Source organism: Ruegeria aquimaris (genome assembly GCF_025751555.1).
Classification (GTDB): Bacteria; Pseudomonadota; Alphaproteobacteria; order Rhodobacterales; family Rhodobacteraceae; genus Ruegeria_B; species Ruegeria_B aquimaris.
Genome location: NZ_JAOWLB010000003.1, coordinates 187,517 through 206,484 on the forward strand (window position 1 = coordinate 187,517; position 18,968 = coordinate 206,484).

The following is an 18,968-nucleotide window of genomic DNA, read 5'->3' on the forward strand; positions in this document are numbered from 1 at the left end:
GGATCGACACGATTTGGAGGACTGGATGACCGGAATTTTTGACGAGGACTTGTTCCTCAAGGGCCTGGCGCAACGCAAGGGTACGCTTGGCGCGGAATATGTCGAACGCAACCTCGCCGCCGCCGATGATTTCACCCGTCCGTTTCAAGAGGCGATGACCGCCTGGTGCTGGGGGTTCGGCTGGGGTGACGATGTGATCGAGCCCAAGACCCGCTCGATGATGAACCTTGCCATGATCGGCGCTCTCGGCAAGATGCACGAATGGGAAATCCATTGCCGGGGTGCGCTGAACAACGGGGTGAGCAAGGACGAGATCCGGTCCATCATCCATGTTGTCGGCATCTATTGCGGGGTACCGCAGGCGCTGGAGTGTTTCCGGGTGGCGCGCAAGGTTTTGGAAGAGGCCGGTCAGATCTGATCCGGCGCATGTTCACCGCAAGGGCCCTGTCAACGGGCCCTTTTCCTTTTCAGACCCAATTATGTTACCGATTTTTTACAGATAGGCATTTTTCGTTACATTTATCTTGCCGCGAATCATTTTCCCACGTATTACCCGACCAAGCGGTCACCTAATGGTGACGGAGGAGACGGAGAAAACATGACCATGGACGCATTCATCTGCGACGCGCAGCGCACCCCGATCGGACGCTATGGTGGCGCCCTGAGCCAGGTCCGCACCGACGATCTGGCCGCCGTGCCGCTGGCCGCCCTGGTCGCGCGCAACCCGCAGGTGGACTGGGCCAACCTTGACGATGTGATCTATGGCGACGCCAACCAGGCCGGTGAAAGCAACCGCAACGTTGCCCGCATGGCCGCTTTGCTGGCTGGGCTGCCGGTCGATGTGCCGGGCACCACGGTGAACCGGCTCTGCGCCAGCGGCATGGACGCGGTCGGCATGGCCGCCCGCGCCATCAAGGCCGGCGATTATGACATGGCCATTGCCGGCGGTGTCGAGAGCATGAGCCGGGCGCCATTTGTGATGCCCAAGGCGACCAGCGCCTTTACCCGCGCCAACGCGGTCTATGACACCACCATCGGCTGGCGCTTCATCAACAAGAAGATGCACGAGATGTACGGCACCGACTCGATGCCGCAGACCGCCGACAACGTGGCCGAGGATTATGATATCTCGCGCGCCGATCAGGACGCCTTCGCCGCCCGCAGCCAGGCCCGCTGGGCGGCTGCCCATGCGGCTGGCGTCTTTGGCGACGAGATCACACCCGTGAGCATCCCCCAGCGCAAGGGCGATGCCCTCGTGGTGGATACCGACGAACACCCCCGCCCCGGCACCAGCGCCGAGCAGCTGGGCAAGCTCAAGGGCGTGAACGGCCCCGACAAGAGCGTGACCGCAGGCAATGCCTCGGGCGTCAATGACGGTGCCGCCGCGATCCTGATGGCAAGCGAGGCCGCTGCCGCCCGGAATGGCCTGACCCCCATCGCCCGCGTGGTGGGCATGTCGGTCGCAGGTGTCGAGCCGCGCGTGATGGGCATCGGGCCGGTTCCCGCCAGCCGCAAGGTACTTGCACGCGCGGGGCTCACCATCGAGCAGATGGATGTGATAGAGTTGAACGAAGCCTTCGCTTCGCAGGGACTTGCCACCCTGCGGGCGCTTGGGGTTGCCGACGATGCGCCGCATGTGAACCCCAATGGCGGCGCCATCGCCATCGGCCACCCGCTGGGCATGTCGGGGGCGCGTCTGGTGATGACCGCGGCCTATCAGTTGAAACGCACCGGCGGGCGCTATGCGCTCTGCACCATGTGCGTCGGAGTTGGTCAGGGCGCTGCCCTGATCCTGGAACGTGTGTAAGGGAGGAGAGCCCGAATGTATGCGCAGATGATCAAGACCGCCAGCGATGGCATTAAATCCCGCGATGAGATGTCCGACGAGGAACGTACCTTCCAGGACAAGATCGACGCGGATATCAAGATCGAGCCCAAGGACTGGATGCCAGAGGATTATCGCCGCACCCTGATCCGCCAGATCGGCCAGCACGCCCATTCCGAGGTCGTGGGCCAGCTGCCCGAGGGCAACTGGATCACCCGTGCGCCGACGCTGGAACGCAAGGCGATCCTGCTGGCCAAGGTGCAGGACGAGGCAGGCCACGGACTCTATCTCTACTCTGCCGCCGAGACCCTGGGTGTCAGCCGCGATGAACTGGTCGAGATGCTGCTGTCGGGCAAGATGAAATACTCTTCGATCTTCAACTACCCGACCCTCAACTGGGCCGATATCGGCGCGGTCGGCTGGCTGGTCGATGGGGCGGCAATCATCAACCAGGTGGCGTTGCAGCGCACCTCTTACGGCCCCTACAGCCGCGCGATGATCCGCATCTGCAAGGAAGAGAGCTTTCATGCCCGCCAAGGGTATCACGCGATCATGGCGATGGCGTTTGGTACGCCTGAGCAGAAGAAGATGGCACAGGACGCGGTCAACCGGTTGTGGTTCCCGGCGCTGATGATGTTCGGCCCCTCGGACAAGGACTCGGTCCATTCGGAACAGTCGATGGCCTGGAAGATCAAGATCAAGACCAACGACGAGCTTCGCCAGCAATTCGTGGACCAGACGGTGCCGCAGATCCTGTATCTGGGCCTCGATCTGCCCGACCCGAATATCCAGTGGAACGAGGAACGTGGCCATTACGATTTCTCGGACCCGGACTGGTCGGAATTCTTCAACGTGATCAAGGGCAACGGCCCCTGCAACACCGACCGCCTGGCGGCCCGCGGCAAGGCCTGGGACGACGGCCAATGGGTGCGCGACGGTTTGCTGGCCCATTCCCGCAAGAAAGCGGCCGCCCGTATGGCGGCCGAGTAAGACCGAAGACAAAAACGCAAAGCATCGCAGCGCGCGGCTCCGGGGTATTGCCACCGGGTTTTTGTCCCGCGCCCAGTCAGGAGGAGATCGACTGATGAAAAACGAATGGCCCCTGTGGGAAATCTTTATCCGCGGCCAGCACGGCATGAGCCACCGCCATGTGGGCAGCCTGCACGCCCCCGACGCAGCAATGGCGATCAAGAACGCCCGCGACGTCTATACCCGCCGCAACGAAGGCGTCAGCATCTGGGTGGTCGAGGCGCAGCATGTCGCCGCCAGCTCGCCCAGCGACAAGGGCCCGCTCTATGAGCCCAGCGAAAGCAAGGTCTATCGTCACCCGACCTTCTTCGACATTCCCGAAGAAGTGGGGGCCATGTAATGACCCGCGACGACGCATTCCTGCAATTCCTGCTCAGGATGGGGGACAATACCCTGGTCCTTGGCCACCGGGTCAGCGAATGGTGCGGTCACGCACCGGTGCTGGAAGAGGATATCGCGCTGGCCAACACCGCGCTGGACCTGATCGGCCAGACGCAGATGTGGCTGGCCCTCGCCGGTGAGGTTCAGGGCGACGGCAAGAGCGCCGACGATCTGGCTTTCCTGCGCGACGCCTGGGATTTCCGCAACGCGCTGCTGGTTGAGGTGCCGAACGGCGATTTCGGCCGCACCCTGATGCGCCAGTTCCTGTTCGACAGCTGGCACAAGCTGATGCTTGAGCGGCTCAAGGGATCCTCGGACGAGCGTGTCGCCGCCATCGCCGAAAAGGCGGTGAAAGAGGTCACCTATCACGTGGAACGCTCGCGCGACACGGTGATCGGCCTGGGCGACGGCACCGAGGAAAGCCATGCGCGCATGCAAGAGGCGCTGGATTACCTGTGGCCTTACGTAGGTGAGCTGTTCGCCGGCGACGCGGTGGATGCCGAGATGGTCGCGGCGGACATCGCCCCGGATCCGGCCAGCCTGCGCGCCGACTACGACGCGATCCTGGCCGAGGTCATGGCCGAGGCGACACTGAGCATCCCGAAATCGGGTTTCGCCCACAAGGGCGGCCGCGACGGGCGCATGCATACCGAGCATCTGGGCCATCTCCTGACCAGCATGCAATGGCTGCAACGCGCCTATCCCGGCGCGCGCTGGTAAGCACATGGCACAACCGTCGGAACAGCAGGTCTGGGATTGGCTCGACGCCGTTCCAGACCCCGAGATCCCCGTGATCTCGGTCGTCGATCTGGGCATCGTGCGCGATGTCGCCTGGGAGGGGGAGACACTGACCGTGACCGTCACTCCCACCTATTCGGGCTGCCCCGCGACCTCGATCATCTCGATGGATATCGAGACTGCGCTGCGCGAACGGGGCATCCGGGATATCCGGATCAAGACCCGGATATCCCCCGCCTGGACCACCGACTGGCTGAGCGACAAGGGCAAGATGAAGCTGGAGGAATACGGCATCGCCCCGCCCCGCCCCGCCGGCGGCCCCGAACGCTGTCCGCGCTGCGGCAGCAAGGCGGTCGAAAAGGTGAGCCAGTTCGGCTCGACCCCGTGCAAGGCCCATTGGCGCTGTACCGACTGCCTGGAACCCTTCGACTATTTCAAATGTATCTGAGGAGGACCGGATGGCACGCTTTCACGATCTGGAAGTCACCGACATCCACAAGACGATCCGCGACGCTGTCGTGGTCACGCTGAAACCCGCCAATGGCGCGGCCAGCGAGTTTGATTTCACCCAAGGCCAATACCTGACCTTTCGCCGCACGTTCGATGGCGAGGAACTGCGCCGCTCCTACTCGATCTGTTCGGGCAAGGATGACGGCGTGCTCCAGATCGGGATCAAGCGCGTCGATGGCGGCGCCTTCTCGACCTGGGCCAACGAAGAGCTGAAGGTGGGCGACACCGTTCAGGCGATGCCGCCGATGGGGGGCTTTCACACCCCGCTCGATCCCGGCGCCGAGAAACAGTATCTGGGCTTTGCCGGTGGCTCGGGCATCACCCCGGTGCTGTCGATCATCAAGACGACGCTGGCGCGCGAGCCCCGGTCGCAGTTCACGCTGGTCTATGCCAACAAGGGCGTGAACACGATCATGTTCCGCGAGGAACTGGAGGATCTCAAGAACCTCTACATGGGCCGGTTCAACGTGCTGCATATCCTGGAAACGGATGCGCAAGAGATCGAGCTGTTCACCGGTCTGGTCACCGAAGAGAAATGCGGCCAGCTGTTCGAGCACTGGATCGACATCCAGCATGTCGACACCGCCTTTATCTGCGGGCCTGAGCCGATGATGCTGGGCATTGCCGCCGCCCTGCGCGCGCACGGGCTGAGCGATGCGCAGATCAAGTTCGAGCTGTTCGCCAGCGCCCAGCCCGGCCGGGCCAAGCGCAAGGCGGTCTCGGCCGAGGCGGCCAAGGGGGCCAACCAGACCCGCGCCGCCGTCACGCTGGACGGCGCCACCCAGAGTTTCGACATGCCCAAGGACCTGTCGATCCTGGATGCGGCCCTGCAAAACAGCCTGGATGCGCCCTATGCCTGCAAGGCAGGAGTTTGTTCAACATGTCGCTGTAGGGTGCTGGAAGGCGAGGTCGAAATGGTCGCCAACCACGCGCTTGAGGATTACGAGGTCGAGAAGGGCTATGTGCTCAGCTGTCAGGCCTATCCGCTGACCGACAATGTCGTTGTCGACTACGACCAGTGAGGAGAGAGACATGGCCGAAGATATGACGATCGACAGCTATCTCGCCGCTGGCGGGATGCTGACCAATCCAACCAACGTGCCCGCGCGCTATCGCGCCGAGCTGATGAAGCTGATGGCCACCTTCGTGGACAGCGAACTGGCCGGTGCGGCGGGGTTTGCCGATATCATCAACCAGGGTCCGGGGATCAAGGAGCGGATCGCCGCCGCCAAGATCGTGCTGGAAAAGACCGACAATGCCGACCGCGTGCTGCGGATCATGGGAGAGTTCGGGGCTGACACCCAGCGCTATGCCAACCACCATCCCTGGACCGCGCGGCTGGAGCGGGATGCCGATATCGGCGCCGCCCGGACCGAGCAGGACATGCGGCTGGCGGTGTTCAACTACCCGATCCAGGGCTGGGCCGACGCGGTGATGATGAACCTCTTGATGGCGCGCGCCGTGGTGGTGCAGCTGGCCGATTTCACCATGATCTCGTACCAGCCGCTGGCCGAGGCGTTCCGTGCCATCGCCCCGATCGAGACCCGGCATGGCGAACTGGCGCTGGAAGGCGCGGCAAAGCTGGTCGAAGACGGCGAGGTCGAAGCCCTGCAAGCCTCGGCCGATTACTGGTGGCCGCGAGTCGCCGCCAGCTTTGGCACCGGCAGCGCCGGGCGGACCGAGACGCTGCGCGCCATGGGCCTGCGCCGCACCGGCAATGCCGAGATGCGCACCCGTTGGGAGGCCGAAGCCGCCAACCTGCTGGACAGCCTGGGCCTGAAACGCCCCTGAATTGCCGCCGGGGCGCCCCTGTCGCCCCGGTATCGCACTATCGGGCCGGCCAACGAGCCGGTCCCCCCTTACGCCCCCTCGGTTCTGCGAGGATGATGACGCCACGCGCGCCGGACGCTTCCGTCCTGTTTGCCTCTGACTATCCCAACGAGAGCGGACACGGATACACTACGACTGGATGGGCGAATGGCAGTTTCGAGCCCGAAGCGGACGTGATGTCAGCTTGCTTTTGCAGAGATAACAGCGACAGGCACCGGCACTCGAAACTTTGAACCATCATTGAACTTGCTGCTGACAGTCTCAGCAATTGACGCCGCTATCTTCTCAATCGTCCCGTCAGTCTGGCTTCTTATTAGCATGCCCGCGCCAACGGTTGCGGTAAGGAAGATATCGAACAACTCAGATGGCTCATCCAGAACCCATTCAGAAGCGACTGTTTCGTGATTGAGTATCTTCAACCTCGCTGCGGCCATCGTCGTTGCCGCGTACTCACGCCCCGCAAATGCGAACAGGTCTGGTTGTGATGGTGCGGCAGAAAAATCTGCATGGGTCTTCATGGCGCCAAAAACGGCTGCAAATGCAGGTGATGCAGTAGGCCCGACCCAAGTTGCCATGATGAATTCGCCATTGGGTTTCAAAACACGCCGGATTTCCGAAAGCGCTTTTGGTTGATCCGGTATGTGCATCATGCCGAAATTGCAAATAACTTTGTCGAATATGGCATCGTCAAAGGGCATCGCCATGGCATCTCCCTCGACGATCTCTGCAGAGGGCGCAGACCTGCGAGCCTTTACAAGCATTTCGGGCGAGAAGTCTAACCCAGTAACGTTCGCCCCTTTTTCTGACACCACAGCCGTCAATGTCCCTTGTCCACAACAAAGGTCGAGAACTTTGTCTTGGGCGACAATGTGATTTTCAGCAATGTAGTTACCTACATGGTCCGTTATGGGAACGAAGTACTTGATATATGCATCTACAATGCCACCGTTAGCCCAGCCATCCCTCTCAAGTGCACCGAACTCTTCGAAGTCGGACATGTTCTCGTCCCCTCTATTGTTGCTCCGAGGCTACCACGATCCAAAGGAAGCTCAAAACGACCGCTGATGCTCTATCGGCTGGGCAGGTCAGACACGGCGATTACTCGGTTCCTATGCAGCCTCGATCGTCCACGTTGCGGACTTTCAAAGCGGGAAGCGCCGTGTCGCGCATCAAGCCAACGCGGGCCTGCTGCGCGTGTTAAGAACGGTACGGCGCGCGTCTCTTCCCGGGATCAGAGACCCTTGAGCCCGTGCAGCGTCAGGTCGCTGACCATGCGGGCATAGTCCTCGCGCGCGGCGGTGTCGGCGCCGGAGTTCCACATGTAATACCAGTTCAGCATGCCGAAGACCGACATGGTGGCGCCGCGCAGCTTGCCCGGGTTGCCGGCAAAGGTTTCGGGCGCGATGCCGTTCAGGATATCGCTGAGAAACCCGATCATGTCTCGCTGATATCCGCGCAGCTGTTTCTGCTGCTCGACGGGCAGGGCCGACATGCCGCTGGTCTGCACCCGGTGTTCGTCATCCACACCCTGATAGGCGAGCAAAATCTCTCGCACCACGGTATGCAGCCGCTGCGGCCCGCTCAGCCCGTCGATCTCGATGCCGCAGATGCGGTCGCGCAGGTCGTGCAGATAGGTTTCGAGGATGTCGAACAGGATCGCATCCTTGCTGTCGTAATAGTGATAGATATTGGCCTTTGATATCCCGCATTCGCGCGCGAGCTGGGTCATCGAGGCGCGGTCGAACCCCTCGCGTGCGAAGACGCGCGCCGCAGACTTCAATATCTGGGCGCGCTTCTGATCGTGGTCCTTGGCAATCGTCCGGGCCAAACCCTACTCCTTGTCGCGGTTGTCGACGACGCGCTTGGCCTTGCCCTGGCTGCGTTCGACATCTCCGGGATTGCCTACAACAATCTCGGTCGAAACGCCAACAATGTCCTTGATCCGCTTGGTCAGCATCCGCGCGGCGGCGGTCTTGCTGAGTTCGTCGGTCTTGTTGGGCAGCGCTTCGACAAAGACGCGCATCGCATCCATGCGACCGGCCTTGTACAGTTCGATCTGGTAATGCGGGGCAATGCCGCCGGTGGCCATCACCTGTTCCTCGACCTGGCTGGGGAAGACATTGACGCCGCGCAGGATGATCATGTCGTCGCTGCGACCGGTGATCTTTTCCATTCGCCGCATCGAGCGCGCGGTGCCGGGCAACAGCCGGGTCAGGTCGCGGGTACGATAGCGGATCATCGGCAGGCCTTCCTTGGTCAGCGTGGTAAAGACCAGCTCTCCCATCTCGCCATCGGGCAGCACCTCACCGGTGACCGGGTCGATGATCTCGGGCAGGAAGTGATCCTCCCAGATCACCGGGCCATCCTTGGTCTCGACGCATTCATTGGCCACACCCGGCCCCATGATCTCGGACAGGCCGTAGATATCGACGGCATGCATGTCGAACGCCTCTTCGACCTCCTTGCGCATGGCGTCGGTCCAGGGTTCGGCACCGAACACACCCACCTGGAGCGAGCTTTCGCGCGGGTCCATGCCGACCTTGTGATACTGCTCAAGGATGTTGAGCATATAGGACGGGGTCACCATGATGCCGGTAGGTTTGAAATCGGTGATCAGGCCCACCTGCTTCTCGGTCTGGCCGCCCGACATCGGCACCACGGTGGCGCCCAGCCGCTCGATCCCGTAATGGGCGCCAAGCCCCCCGGTGAACAGGCCGTAGCCATAGGCGTTGTGGATCATGTCGCCCTTGCGCAGACCCGCCGCTCGCAAACTGCGCGCCACCAGATCGGCCCAGTTCGAAATGTCATTGGCGGTATAGCCCACCACCGTCGGCTTGCCCGTGGTGCCCGAGGAGGCATGCAGGCGGATGATCTGTTCGCGCGGAACGGCAAAGAGGCCAAAGGGATAGTTGTCGCGCAGATCGTTCTTGTAGGTGAACGGGAACTTGGCCAGATCGGCCAGCGTTTGCAGGTCGTCGGGGTGCACGCCCGCCTCGTCGAACCGCTGCTTGTACATCGGCACGTTGTCATAGGCATGACGCAAGGACCATTTCAGGCGGTCCAGCTGCAATGCGCGGATCTCGTCGACCGAGGCAATCTCGATCGGATCCAGGTCTTCTTTCTTGGGGCTCAGGTCCTTCATGACGTCCTCCTCGCCTTAATCCTCGTCGAACAGGTGGCCCTTGATCGCCCGGGACATGCCCCGAAACTCGGCGATGGTGCGGCCGTCCTGATTGGTCACTTTCACGTCGTAAATCCCGCTGCGCCCGGTCAGGCTGACCTCGGTCGCGGTGGCGGTCAGCCGGTCGCCCAATTGGCCCGGCGCAATATAGCTGATCACGTTGTGCTGGGCGACGGTCGACTGGTTGCGGCTGTTGCAGGCAAAGGCAAAGGCGCTGTCAGCCAGCATGAAGGTCACGCCGCCATGGCAGATGCCATGCCCGTTGCAGTGATGCGCGGCGACGGTCAGTTCCAGCACCGCCAGCCCCTCGTCGACGCGGGTAATCTCCATCCCCGCCCATTTCGAGGCGTTGTCACCCGACCACATGGCCGCAGCCGACCGTTCCGCCCGTTCTTTTGGTGTCATGCTCACTTACCCTGAAACCTTGGTGCGCGCTTTTCCAGAAAGGCGCTGACGCCTTCGGCATAATCGGCGCTTTCACCACAGGTTTTCATGGCATCGGCCTCGAGTTCAAGATGATCTTCGAGCGTGTCGACACAGGCCGCCTGAATGCAGCGTTTGGTCAGACCAAAACCCAGCGTCGGGCCATTGGCGAACTGCTCGGCCATGGCGCGCGCCTCGGTCATCAACTGGTCGTCGGGCAGCGCCTTCCAGATCAGGCCCCAGTCCTCGGCCTGTTTCGCAGGCAGGGGTTGTGCAGTCAGCGCCAGCCCCTTGGCGCGCGCCTCGCCCAACAGGCGCGGCAAGTGCCACGAGCCGCCTGTGTCGGGGATCAGCCCCACCTTGGCAAAGGACTGGATGAACTTGGCGCTTTCGCCCGCCAGCACGATATCACAGGCCAGCGCGATATTGGCGCCCGCGCCCGCGGCGACCCCGTTAACGGCGCAGATCACCGGGAAATCGAGCGAGCGGATGAGCCGCACCAAAGGCGCATAGAAAGTGCGCACGGTATAGCCCAGATCGGGCGGGCCATCCATTTTCGACGGGTCGCGGTCGCCCAAGTCCTGACCGGCGCAGAACCCGCGCCCGGCCCCGGTAAGCAGCACCGCACGGGCGCCATTGTCGCGCGCGCCCTCCAGCGCGGCGCGCAGCGCCAGGTGCATCTCGTCGGTAAAGCTGTTCAGCCGATCCGGGCGGTTCAGCGTGATTTCCACCCAGTTCCCATGATCTTGCGCAAGAATCGTATCGCTCATCTCCGCCCCGCTTTGCGAATGTTTCAACAACCATCTTGCATAAACCGAACGGTTGGTCAATAAATTCTTCGCAATTGATTCTCGACCGGTGGAGGCGGAGCGATGGGCGAAAACGAGGTGGTTACGGTAAGGCGCGAAGGCGATATCGCCTGGGTCGAGATCGACAGCCCGCCGGTCAACGCGACCTCGACCCCGGTGCGCGCCGGGCTCGCCCGTGCGGTGGCCGAGGTGCAGGGCGACCGCGTCGCGATTCTGACCTGCGGCGGCCGCACCTTTGTCGCGGGCGGTGACATGACCGAGTTCGACCGTCCCGCCGAGGAACCGCATCTGCCCGACGTGGTGCAGATGATCGAGGACAGCGAAACACCCTTTGTCGCGGCGATGCATGGCACCGTCCTAGGCGGTGGGTTCGAGATCGCGCTGGCCTGCGCCTGGCGCATCGCCGCGCTCGGCACCAAATTCGGCCTGCCCGAAGTCAATATGGGCCTGATCCCAGGCGCGGGCGGCACCCAACGCGCGCCGCGCCTGATCGGCATGATGGCGGCCATCGACATGGCCTGTTCCGGCAAGATGCTGCGCGCCGAACAAATGTTGGCGCTAGGGGGCCTCGACCAGATTTCCGAGGGCGATTTGCGGGCTGCGGCAAGGGCTTTTGTCAGTAACCTGCCACCGCGCCCGGAAAAGACCCGGCTGCGGCAGGTAAAGGCACTGGACCCCGAGACACTTGCCGAAACCAAACGCGCCCTAACCAAGGCGGCCAAAGGCCGCGCCGCACCGCTGCACAATCTCGACGCGCTGCAATGGGCCGGCCTGCCCTTTGACCAGGGCCAACCGCGCGAACGCGCCCTGCATCTGGAAATGCGCCAGTCCGACGAAAGCCGCGCCCTGCGCTATGCCTTTTTTGCCGAACGTCTTGTCGCCCGGCCCGATACCATCGCCGGGGTCACCCCGCGCGATCTGAGCCGTGTTGCCATTGTCGGCGGCGGGCTGATGGGGGCCGGGATCGCCATGGCCTGTCTTGGCGGCGGGCTGTCCGTCACCGTCATCGAGCGCGACGCGGCGGCGGCACAGGCGGCACGGGAACGGGTTGCCGGGCTGGTCGCGGCGGGCGTCAAGCGCGGCAAGATCAGCCTCAGCGCCGAGGCCGACATGCTGGCGCGGCTCAGCACCACAGACACTTATGCTGATGCCGCCAGTGCTGATCTGGCCATCGAGGCGGTGTTCGAGGATCTGGACGTCAAGCGCGCGGTCTTTGCTGATCTGGCCGCCGTGATGCGCCCCGATGCCATTCTGGCGACCAATACCTCCTACCTCGATCCGCAGCTGATCTTTACCGATATCCCGAACCCGGCGCGCTGCCTGGGCCTGCATTTCTTCAGCCCCGCGCATGTGATGAAGCTGCTCGAAATCGTCAAAACCCCCGATACCGCGCCCGAGGTGCTGGCCACCGGCTTTGCGCTCGGCAAGCGGCTGCGCAAGGTCTCGGTCCTGTCGGGTATCTGCGACGGGTTCATCGGCAACCGGATGCTGGCCGCCTATCGGCGCGAGGCGGAGTACCTGCTGGCCGACGGTGCTTTGCCGCATGAGGTGGACGCCGCGATGCGGGCCGAGGGGCTGCCGATGGGCCCGTTCGAGTTGCAGGACCTGACCGGGCTGCAAATCGCCTGGGCCAACCGCAAGCGGCAGGCCGCCACCCGCGACCCCGCCGAGCGCTATGAGCGCATCGCCGATACGCTCTGCGAGATGGATCGTCTGGGCCAGCGCAGCGGCAAGGGCTGGTACCGATACTCCGAAGGATCGCGTTCTCCGGAACGCGACCCCGAGGTCGAGGCGCTGATCGTCGACTACTCGGCCAAACGGGGCATAACCCGGCGCCCCTTCAGCGCCGAAGAGATCGCCCAGCGCCTGCTTGCGGTGCTCGCCAACGAAGGCGCCCGAATCGTTTCCGAAGGCATCGCCGAACGCGCCGAGGATGTCGATATGGTTCAACTGCACGGATACGGCTTTCCCCGGCACCGGGGCGGGCCGATGCATCTGGCCCAATCGCAAGGCTGGGAAAAAACCATGAAAATCATGGAATTGGTCGCCAGCGAAAGCCCCGGTTCGTGGGTTCTGGCGCCAAGGGGAGCCCCATCAGTAGAAATTTAACCGCCGTTGATGGTTACAAAAAGGACCATTAACGCATTCTCGACTCACGTTTTCAGGGAGGAGTAAAACCCATGAAACTGACCAAACTCAGCACCCTTCTGGCTTCGGCGGCGATGGCCGTCAGCGGCACCATCGCGATGGCGGCGGATTACACGCTGACCATCTCCAGCTGGGCGCCCCCGACCCATGGCATCAACGCGATGATGTGGCCCAAATTCGTCGAAATGGTCGAAGAGGCCACCGACGGTCAGGTCACCGCCGAGCTGAAACTGGGCATCGCCCCGCCGCCCGCTCAGATGGACCTGATCCAGGACGGCGCCGCCGATCTGTCGATCGTCTTCCACGGCTACCAGCCGGGCCGGTTCGTGGGTTACAAGCTGATCGAACTGCCCGGTTACGAAGGCTCGGCCGAGGCCGCCTCGGTCGCCTATTGGCGCGCCCATGAGCAGTATCTTGGCAAGGCCGACGAGCATCGCGGCGTCAAGCTGATCGCGCTGCACACCCATGGTCCCGCACAGCTGCACTCGACCACCCCGGTCACTGAGATGAGCCAGATCGCAGGTCTCAAGGTACGCATCCCCGGCGGTGTCGGTGGCGATGTGGGCACCGCCCTGGGCGCCACCGGCATCCAGGTTCCGGCCCCCAAAGTCTATGAAACGCTCGCCTCCAAGGCCGCCGACGGCGTGGTGATGCCGTTCGAGTCGCGCAAAGGTTTCAAGCTGACCGAGGTTGCCCAGAACGTCTACGAGATGCCCGGCGGCCTCTATCGCGGCTCCTTTGCCTTCATCATGAACGAGGACACCTTTGCCGACCTGCCCGAGGACATCCAGAAGGCGCTGGAGGAAAAGGTGTTCGGCGAGCCGCTGAGCCGTGAACTCGGCAAGATCTGGGACGAGATCGACGCCATTGGCCGCGCCGAGACCGAGGCAACCGCCGGCAACGCAATCAACGCTGCCTCGACCGCGGATCTTGAGAAATTCGCCGCCATCGCCGCCGATGTGCGCGAGAAGGTGATTGCCGAGGTCGCCGCCACCGGCGTCGACGCGCAGGCCGCCTATGACCTGATCAAGTCGGAAATGGCCGCGAACTGAGCCTTTTCACCGGGGCGGCGGCCACCGCCGCCCCAGCCAGCCCGCCGGAGGAACCCATGACGTCCCTGATCCGGCTTGCCCGCCACGCCAGCTTTGCGCCTGTGCTGGTGGCCTGCCTTGCCCTCTTCATCCTGATGGTGATGACCTTCTGCGACGTGATCCTCAGATCCGTCCTGAACGCGCCCATCGAGGCCGCGACCGAACTGACCCGCATCCTGATGGCGGTTCTGGTGTTCTCGGTCCTTCCCATCATCTCGGTCAACAACGGCCAGATCGCCGTCGACCTGACCGACGGAATCTTTCACCGCCTGCGCCTGGACCGGATCCGCGACGGGCTGATCCATCTGGTCAGCGGCATCATGCTCTATTGGCCGATGAGCAGCGTCTGGGTGCTGGCCGAACGGTCGCGCAGCTATGGCGACGTGACCGAGTACCTGGCGATCCCCACCTACATCGTGGGCTGGTTCATCGCCGTTTCGGTGGGCATCAGCGCGGTTGCGCTGATCGTGACCGGCCTCATGCATCTCTTTGCTCCCCGCCTGCTTTCGGAGGCCCTGAAATGACTGCCGCACTGATCGGTTTTGCACTTGTCCTGGTGCTGGTGCTGTTGCGCCTGCCCATCGTCTTTGCCATGGGTCTGGTCGGCACGCTGGGCTTTGCCTATGAGCGCGGCGGCTCGATCCTGGACGAACGCGGGCTCAAGGCCGCGATGTCCATGGTGGGCCGCCAGGTGATGGATACCGCGCAGGATTATGGCCTGAGCGTGGTGCCGCTGTTCATCCTGATGGGGCTTTTCGTCAACAAGGGCGGCATGGCGCGCGAGCTTTATGCGGTGTCGAACGCCTTCATGGGCCATTTCCGGGGTGGCATCGCCATGGCGACGGTTGCCGCCTGCGGCGGTTTCTCGGCCATCTGCGGCTCGTCGCTGGCAACGGCAGCCACAATGTCCAAGGTCGCGATGCCGGAAATGCGCCGCTATGGCTATACCGACGAGTTGTCGACCGCCTCCATCGCGGCAGGTGGCACGCTGGGCATCCTGATCCCGCCTTCGGTCATTCTGGTGATCTATGGCCTGTTGACCGAAACCTCGATCGGCAAACTGTTCATGGCGGGCATCATTCCCGGTATCCTGGGCATCCTGTTCTATCTCTTCGCCGTGCGCTGGACCGTGTGGCGCAACCCTGCGGCGGGTCCGGCGGGCGAGCGCGCGGGCTGGGGCCAGCGGTTCCGCGCGCTGGGGTCGGTCTGGGCGGTGCTCTTGCTGTTCTTCCTGGTGATCGGCGGGCTTTACGGCGCCTTCGACTTTCACCCGCTGAACCTGACCTTCTCGCCGACCGAGGCGGCGGGCATGGGCGCGGCAGGCGCGTTCCTGATCGCGCTCTTTCGCGGCGGGTTGACGGTTGGCTCGACCTTTGAGGTGCTGAAAGAGACCACATTCACCGCCGCGTCCCTCTTTTCGGTGCTGATCGGGGCACAGGTGTTTTCCAACTTCATCAACCTCGCCGGTCTGCCCGAAGCGCTGATTGCCATGGTCACGGCGTACGATGTGGCCCCGTTTGTGGTGATCCTGATGATCCTTGGCATCTACATCATCCTGGGCTGCGTGTTCGAATCGCTGTCGATGCTGCTGCTCACCGTGCCGATCTTCTTTCCGCTGGTCACCTCGCTCGGCTATGACCCGATCTGGTTCGGCATCGTCGTGGTGGTGGTGACCGAGATCAGCCTGATCACGCCACCGGTGGGCCTCAATGTGTTCATCCTCAAGGGCGTGGTGGGCGATGTCTCGACCGGCACGATCTTTCGCGGGGTAACGCCGTTCTGGGTCGCAGACATCTTCCGCCTGGCGCTGATCGTGCTGGTGCCGGTGGTGGTGCTCTATCTGCCAGAGCAGATGGGCGCGATGGGCCACTGATCCCTGATCCGCCGGGCCGAAAGGCCCGGCGGTTTTCATTTGTGCGCGCCAATATGTTGGAATTTTATTGACCGACCGTTCGGTCGCGAATACCATCATACACAATCACGCCCCCGACCGGCTAGACTGGCGGGCGACAGGAACAGGAGACTGCCATGGCCCTTCAACAGATTTCCAGCTTTGCCGCCGGCCAATGGGTCGCACCCGGCGCGGGCGCCCGCACCATCGCCTCGGCCATCACCGGCGCGCCGATTGCCAGCGCGGGCAATGACGCGCTCGACGTTCTGGCGATGCTCGATCATGCCCGCAACACCGGCGGACCCGCCCTGCGCAAGCTGGGGTTCCATGACCGCGCCCGCATGATCAAGGCGCTGGGTCAGGCGCTGACCGCCCGCAAGGCCGAGCTTTACGCTGCCAGTTTCGACACCGGCGCCACCCAGTCCGACCACCTGATCGACATCGACGGCGGCATCGGCACCATGTTCGTCTTCGCCTCCAAGGGACGGCGCGAGATGCCGGACGGCCAGATCTATCTGGACGGCGAGGTGGAACAGCTGAGCCGCAACGGCACCTTCCTGGGCCAGCATGTCTGCACCCCGCTGCAAGGCGTGGCGGTTCATATCAACGCCTTCAACTTCCCGGTCTGGGGCATGCTGGAAAAGCTGGCCCCCACCCTGCTGGCCGGTGTCCCCTCAATCGTGAAGCCCGCGACCAACAGCTGCTATGTCACCGAACTGGCCGTGCGCATCATGCTGGAGGCCGACATTCTGCCCGCGGGCGCCCTGCAACTGGTGTCTGGCGGCCTTGGCGACATGTTGGATCATCTGGACTGCCAGGATGTGGTCAGCTTCACCGGCTCCGCCGATACCGCGCTGAAACTGCGCTCGAACCCGGTGATCCTGCAAAACTCGGTACGTTTCGTGGCCGAACAGGACAGCCTCAATGCCTCGATCCTTGGCCCTGATGCAGAGCCGGGCACGCCCGAGTTCGACCTGTTCATCAAGGAGGTCGCGCGCGAGATGACCACCAAGGCGGGGCAGAAATGCACCGCGATCCGCCGCATCATCGCGCCGCAGCCGCGTGTCGAGGCGGTGATCGAGGCGCTGAGCGCGCGCCTCGCAAAGACCGTGATCGGCGACCCGCGTGACGAGGCCACCCGCATGGGCGCGCTGGTCTCGGGCGGGCAAAAGGCCGATGTGCTGGCCAAGGCCGCGATCATCGGGCAAGAGGCCGAGCTGGTGTTCACCATGGATCCCGGCCTGTCGGGCGATCTGGCAAACGGCGCATTCGTGCCGCCGATGCTGTTTCACTGCGCCGATCCCGACCGCGCCCAACGCGTGCACGATACCGAGGCATTCGGCCCGGTCTCGACCGTCATGGGCTATCGCGACATGGATCATGCGGTGACGCTGGCCAATCGCGGCGGCGGCTCGCTGGTGACCTCGCTGATCACCCATGACGCCGATGTGGCGCGCGATGTGGTGATGGGCGCGGGCGCCTTTCACGGGCGCATCTACATCAACAACCGCGACTCGATGAAGGAGTCGACCGGCCACGGCTCTCCCCTGCCGCATATGGTGCATGGCGGCCCGGGCCGCGCCGGCGGGGGCGAGGAAATGGGCGGCGTGCGGGGCGTGAAGCATTACATGCAGCGCACCGCCGTGCAGGGCTCGCCCGAGATGCTGGCCCGGATCGGCGGCAAATGGGTGCCCGGCGCGACCGAGGTCGCAGGCCCCGCGCATCCCTTTACCCGCCGCTATAACGAGCTGTCGATTGGCGAGACGCTGAACACCGCGTCGCGCACCGTCACCATGGACGATATCGAACATTTCGCCCATTTCACCGGCGACACCTTCTATGCCCATATGGATGACGCCGCCGCCAAGCGGAACCCGTTCTTCCCGGGCCGGGTGGCGCATGGCTATCTGTTGCTCAGCTTTGCTGCCGGTCTGTTCGTCGAGCCGAACGAGGGGCCGGTTCTGGCCAATACCGGGCTGGACGGTCTGCGTTTCATGAAACCGGTTTCGGCCGGGGACAGCATCAAGGTGCGCCTCTCGGTCAAGGCCAAGACCCGCCGCACCGATGAATATGGCGAAGTGCGCTGGCACGTGACGCTGACCAATCAGGATGACGAGCAGGTCGCGGAATACGAGTTGCTGACCATGAACGCCTATTGAGCGTCCGGCCCTGCCGGACCCCCGGCAGGGCCTTCAAAATCCGATTCTCTTCTCCGGGAGAACGGCTTAGACTGAAATCATGACGAACAAGATTTCCTGGTTCGAAACCGCGGCATTGCGGCTTGCGGACCCCCAGAACCAAAGGGTCTGGTCCATCATCGTTTCGCTCTTCGGCGATCTGGCGCGGCGCCCCGGCGACCGCCTGTCCGGCGGCGCGCTGACCCGGATCATCATGCCCATGGGGATCAAACCCGAGGCGATCCGCGTCGCGCTGCACCGCCTGCGCAAGGATGGCTGGATCGACAGCAACCGCGAGGGGCGCACCTCGGTCCATTTCCTCACCGATTATGGCCGCACCCAGTCCGACCGGGTCACCCCCCGGATCTACACCCGCGCACCCGAGGTGCCGCAGGAATGGCATATCCTGATCGCCGAGGATGGCAGCGGCGCGCAAACCCTGAACGAGATGCTGCTGACCGATACCTATATCGGCCTTGGTCGTCTTGTCGCATTGGGATCGGGTCCTGTACCGGGGGATTGCGAGGATCTGGCCGGGTTCGACGTGACCGCGCGCGCCATTCCCGATTGGATGCAGACCCGGCTCTATCCCGCAGAACTGGGCGCGGCCTGTGCCAGTCTGCATCAGGATTGTGCGGTGCTGAATGCGTCGGTCCGACCGCCGCGCCTCTCTCCGCTCCAGATCGCGACCCTGCGCACGCTGCTGGTGCACCGGTGGCGGCGGGTGGCACTGCGGCATCCCGATCTGCCAACGGTTTTCCAGCCCCCCGGATGGATGGGCCCCGCCTGTCGTGACGAGGTCTTTACCCTGCTCGACACGTTGCCCCTGCCCCGGCTTGCCGATCTGAACCAGGCGGATTGACCTAACGGCAGACTGTCCACATCCGGCGCGAATCCGCTAGGCTTCACAAAGGCAACGACCGGAGGCCGGACAG

Annotated in this window: 19 protein-coding genes; 14 read left to right on the plus strand and 5 right to left on the minus strand. The window is 63.4% G+C overall.

Going from position 1 to position 18,968, the window contains the following annotated elements:
• The first annotated feature begins 25 nt into the window (after positions 1–25).
• The 8 genes from OE747_RS05990 (at position 26) to OE747_RS06025 (ending at position 6,274) form a co-directional block, all read left to right on the plus strand.
• Positions 26–418 (plus strand): carboxymuconolactone decarboxylase family protein, encoded by a 393-nt coding sequence (locus OE747_RS05990; protein ID WP_263827699.1) that lies wholly within the window; start codon positions 26–28, stop codon positions 416–418.
• A gap of 186 nt (positions 419–604) precedes the next feature.
• Complete coding sequence (gene pcaF, locus OE747_RS05995; protein ID WP_263827920.1) at positions 605–1,807, plus strand: 3-oxoadipyl-CoA thiolase; 1,203 nt, start codon at positions 605–607, stop codon at positions 1,805–1,807.
• Between the two features lie 15 nt (positions 1,808–1,822).
• Positions 1,823–2,815: a 1,2-phenylacetyl-CoA epoxidase subunit PaaA gene (gene paaA / locus OE747_RS06000; RefSeq protein ID WP_263827700.1), complete on the plus strand. Its 993-nt coding sequence runs from the start codon at positions 1,823–1,825 to the stop codon at positions 2,813–2,815.
• Positions 2,816–2,909: 94 nt separating this feature from the next.
• A complete protein-coding gene (paaB, locus tag OE747_RS06005; protein WP_011046505.1) occupies positions 2,910–3,194 on the plus strand; it encodes a 1,2-phenylacetyl-CoA epoxidase subunit PaaB in 285 nt (94 codons plus the stop codon).
• On the plus strand, positions 3,194–3,955 hold the full coding sequence (gene paaC / locus OE747_RS06010; RefSeq protein WP_263827701.1) for a 1,2-phenylacetyl-CoA epoxidase subunit PaaC: 762 nt from the start codon (positions 3,194–3,196) through the stop codon (positions 3,953–3,955). The genes paaB and paaC overlap by 1 nt, the downstream gene beginning before the upstream one ends.
• A 4-nt stretch (positions 3,956–3,959) precedes the next feature.
• Positions 3,960–4,421 carry a 1,2-phenylacetyl-CoA epoxidase subunit PaaD gene (paaD, locus tag OE747_RS06015; RefSeq protein ID WP_263827702.1) on the plus strand — a complete coding sequence of 154 codons (462 nt, stop codon included), beginning with the start codon at positions 3,960–3,962 and terminating at the stop codon, positions 4,419–4,421.
• 10 nt (positions 4,422–4,431) lie between these two features.
• Positions 4,432–5,505, plus strand: coding sequence for a 1,2-phenylacetyl-CoA epoxidase subunit PaaE (gene paaE / locus OE747_RS06020; protein ID WP_263827703.1), 1,074 nt, complete (start codon positions 4,432–4,434; stop codon positions 5,503–5,505).
• A 10-nt stretch (positions 5,506–5,515) separates the two neighbouring features.
• Positions 5,516–6,274 (plus strand): Phenylacetic acid catabolic protein, encoded by a 759-nt coding sequence (locus tag OE747_RS06025; protein WP_263827704.1) that lies wholly within the window; start codon positions 5,516–5,518, stop codon positions 6,272–6,274.
• Positions 6,275–6,492: 218 nt separating this feature from the next.
• On the opposite strand, the gene OE747_RS06030 is transcribed toward OE747_RS06025, so the two are convergent.
• The 5 genes from OE747_RS06030 to paaG form a co-directional block, all read right to left on the minus strand.
• On the minus strand, positions 6,493–7,311 hold the full coding sequence (locus OE747_RS06030) for a class I SAM-dependent methyltransferase (RefSeq protein WP_263827705.1): 819 nt from the start codon (positions 7,309–7,311) through the stop codon (positions 6,493–6,495).
• A 233-nt stretch (positions 7,312–7,544) separates the two neighbouring features.
• On the minus strand, positions 7,545–8,141 hold the full coding sequence (locus tag OE747_RS06035) for a TetR/AcrR family transcriptional regulator (RefSeq protein ID WP_234164031.1): 597 nt from the start codon (positions 8,139–8,141) through the stop codon (positions 7,545–7,547).
• A 3-nt stretch (positions 8,142–8,144) separates the two neighbouring features.
• Positions 8,145–9,455 carry a phenylacetate--CoA ligase PaaK gene (gene paaK / locus OE747_RS06040; RefSeq protein ID WP_263827706.1) on the minus strand — a complete coding sequence of 437 codons (1,311 nt, stop codon included), beginning with the start codon at positions 9,453–9,455 and terminating at the stop codon, positions 8,145–8,147.
• 15 nt (positions 9,456–9,470) lie between these two features.
• Positions 9,471–9,899 (minus strand): hydroxyphenylacetyl-CoA thioesterase PaaI, encoded by a 429-nt coding sequence (paaI, locus tag OE747_RS06045; protein WP_263827707.1) that lies wholly within the window; start codon positions 9,897–9,899, stop codon positions 9,471–9,473.
• Between the two features lie 2 nt (positions 9,900–9,901).
• A complete protein-coding gene (gene paaG, locus OE747_RS06050; RefSeq protein ID WP_263827708.1) occupies positions 9,902–10,687 on the minus strand; it encodes a 2-(1,2-epoxy-1,2-dihydrophenyl)acetyl-CoA isomerase PaaG in 786 nt (261 codons plus the stop codon).
• 102 nt (positions 10,688–10,789) lie between these two features.
• Here paaG and OE747_RS06055 point away from each other — a divergent pair, with 102 nt between their 5' ends.
• The 6 genes from OE747_RS06055 to OE747_RS06080 all read left to right on the plus strand — a co-directional run bounded on the left by OE747_RS06055 (position 10,790) and on the right by OE747_RS06080 (position 18,895).
• Positions 10,790–12,835 (plus strand): FAD-dependent oxidoreductase, encoded by a 2,046-nt coding sequence (locus OE747_RS06055; protein WP_263827709.1) that lies wholly within the window; start codon positions 10,790–10,792, stop codon positions 12,833–12,835.
• A 71-nt stretch (positions 12,836–12,906) separates the two neighbouring features.
• Positions 12,907–13,926, plus strand: a complete 1,020-nt coding sequence (locus tag OE747_RS06060) for a TRAP transporter substrate-binding protein (RefSeq protein ID WP_263827710.1) — start codon at positions 12,907–12,909, stop codon at positions 13,924–13,926.
• A 56-nt stretch (positions 13,927–13,982) separates the two neighbouring features.
• Entirely contained in the window at positions 13,983–14,489 is a 507-nt protein-coding gene (locus tag OE747_RS06065) for a TRAP transporter small permease (protein ID WP_263827711.1), read from the plus strand.
• Positions 14,486–15,838: a TRAP transporter large permease gene (locus OE747_RS06070; protein WP_263827712.1), complete on the plus strand. Its 1,353-nt coding sequence runs from the start codon at positions 14,486–14,488 to the stop codon at positions 15,836–15,838. The genes OE747_RS06065 and OE747_RS06070 overlap by 4 nt, the downstream gene beginning before the upstream one ends.
• 155 nt (positions 15,839–15,993) lie before the next feature.
• Positions 15,994–18,015 (plus strand): phenylacetic acid degradation bifunctional protein PaaZ, encoded by a 2,022-nt coding sequence (gene paaZ / locus OE747_RS06075; RefSeq protein ID WP_263827713.1) that lies wholly within the window; start codon positions 15,994–15,996, stop codon positions 18,013–18,015.
• A 79-nt stretch (positions 18,016–18,094) separates the two neighbouring features.
• Positions 18,095–18,895, plus strand: coding sequence for a PaaX family transcriptional regulator C-terminal domain-containing protein (locus OE747_RS06080; RefSeq protein ID WP_263827714.1), 801 nt, complete (start codon positions 18,095–18,097; stop codon positions 18,893–18,895).
• The last annotated feature ends 73 nt before the right edge of the window (positions 18,896–18,968 follow it).

Coding starts and splice junctions, on each gene's coding strand:
- OE747_RS05990 (WP_263827699.1), top strand. CDS start 26: ATGACCGGAATTTTTGACGAGGACTTGTTCCTCAAGGGCCTGGCGCAA.
- pcaF (WP_263827920.1), top strand. CDS start 605: ATGGACGCATTCATCTGCGACGCGCAGCGCACCCCGATCGGACGCTAT.
- paaA (WP_263827700.1), top strand. CDS start 1,823: ATGTATGCGCAGATGATCAAGACCGCCAGCGATGGCATTAAATCCCGC.
- paaB (WP_011046505.1), top strand. CDS start 2,910: ATGAAAAACGAATGGCCCCTGTGGGAAATCTTTATCCGCGGCCAGCAC.
- paaC (WP_263827701.1), top strand. CDS start 3,194: ATGACCCGCGACGACGCATTCCTGCAATTCCTGCTCAGGATGGGGGAC.
- paaD (WP_263827702.1), top strand. CDS start 3,960: ATGGCACAACCGTCGGAACAGCAGGTCTGGGATTGGCTCGACGCCGTT.
- paaE (WP_263827703.1), top strand. CDS start 4,432: ATGGCACGCTTTCACGATCTGGAAGTCACCGACATCCACAAGACGATC.
- OE747_RS06025 (WP_263827704.1), top strand. CDS start 5,516: ATGGCCGAAGATATGACGATCGACAGCTATCTCGCCGCTGGCGGGATG.
- OE747_RS06030 (WP_263827705.1), bottom strand. CDS start 7,311: ATGTCCGACTTCGAAGAGTTCGGTGCACTTGAGAGGGATGGCTGGGCT.
- paaK (WP_263827706.1), bottom strand. CDS start 9,455: ATGAAGGACCTGAGCCCCAAGAAAGAAGACCTGGATCCGATCGAGATT.
- paaI (WP_263827707.1), bottom strand. CDS start 9,899: ATGACACCAAAAGAACGGGCGGAACGGTCGGCTGCGGCCATGTGGTCG.
- paaG (WP_263827708.1), bottom strand. CDS start 10,687: ATGAGCGATACGATTCTTGCGCAAGATCATGGGAACTGGGTGGAAATC.
- OE747_RS06055 (WP_263827709.1), top strand. CDS start 10,790: ATGGGCGAAAACGAGGTGGTTACGGTAAGGCGCGAAGGCGATATCGCC.
- OE747_RS06060 (WP_263827710.1), top strand. CDS start 12,907: ATGAAACTGACCAAACTCAGCACCCTTCTGGCTTCGGCGGCGATGGCC.
- OE747_RS06065 (WP_263827711.1), top strand. CDS start 13,983: ATGACGTCCCTGATCCGGCTTGCCCGCCACGCCAGCTTTGCGCCTGTG.
- OE747_RS06070 (WP_263827712.1), top strand. CDS start 14,486: ATGACTGCCGCACTGATCGGTTTTGCACTTGTCCTGGTGCTGGTGCTG.
- paaZ (WP_263827713.1), top strand. CDS start 15,994: ATGGCCCTTCAACAGATTTCCAGCTTTGCCGCCGGCCAATGGGTCGCA.
- OE747_RS06080 (WP_263827714.1), top strand. CDS start 18,095: ATGACGAACAAGATTTCCTGGTTCGAAACCGCGGCATTGCGGCTTGCG.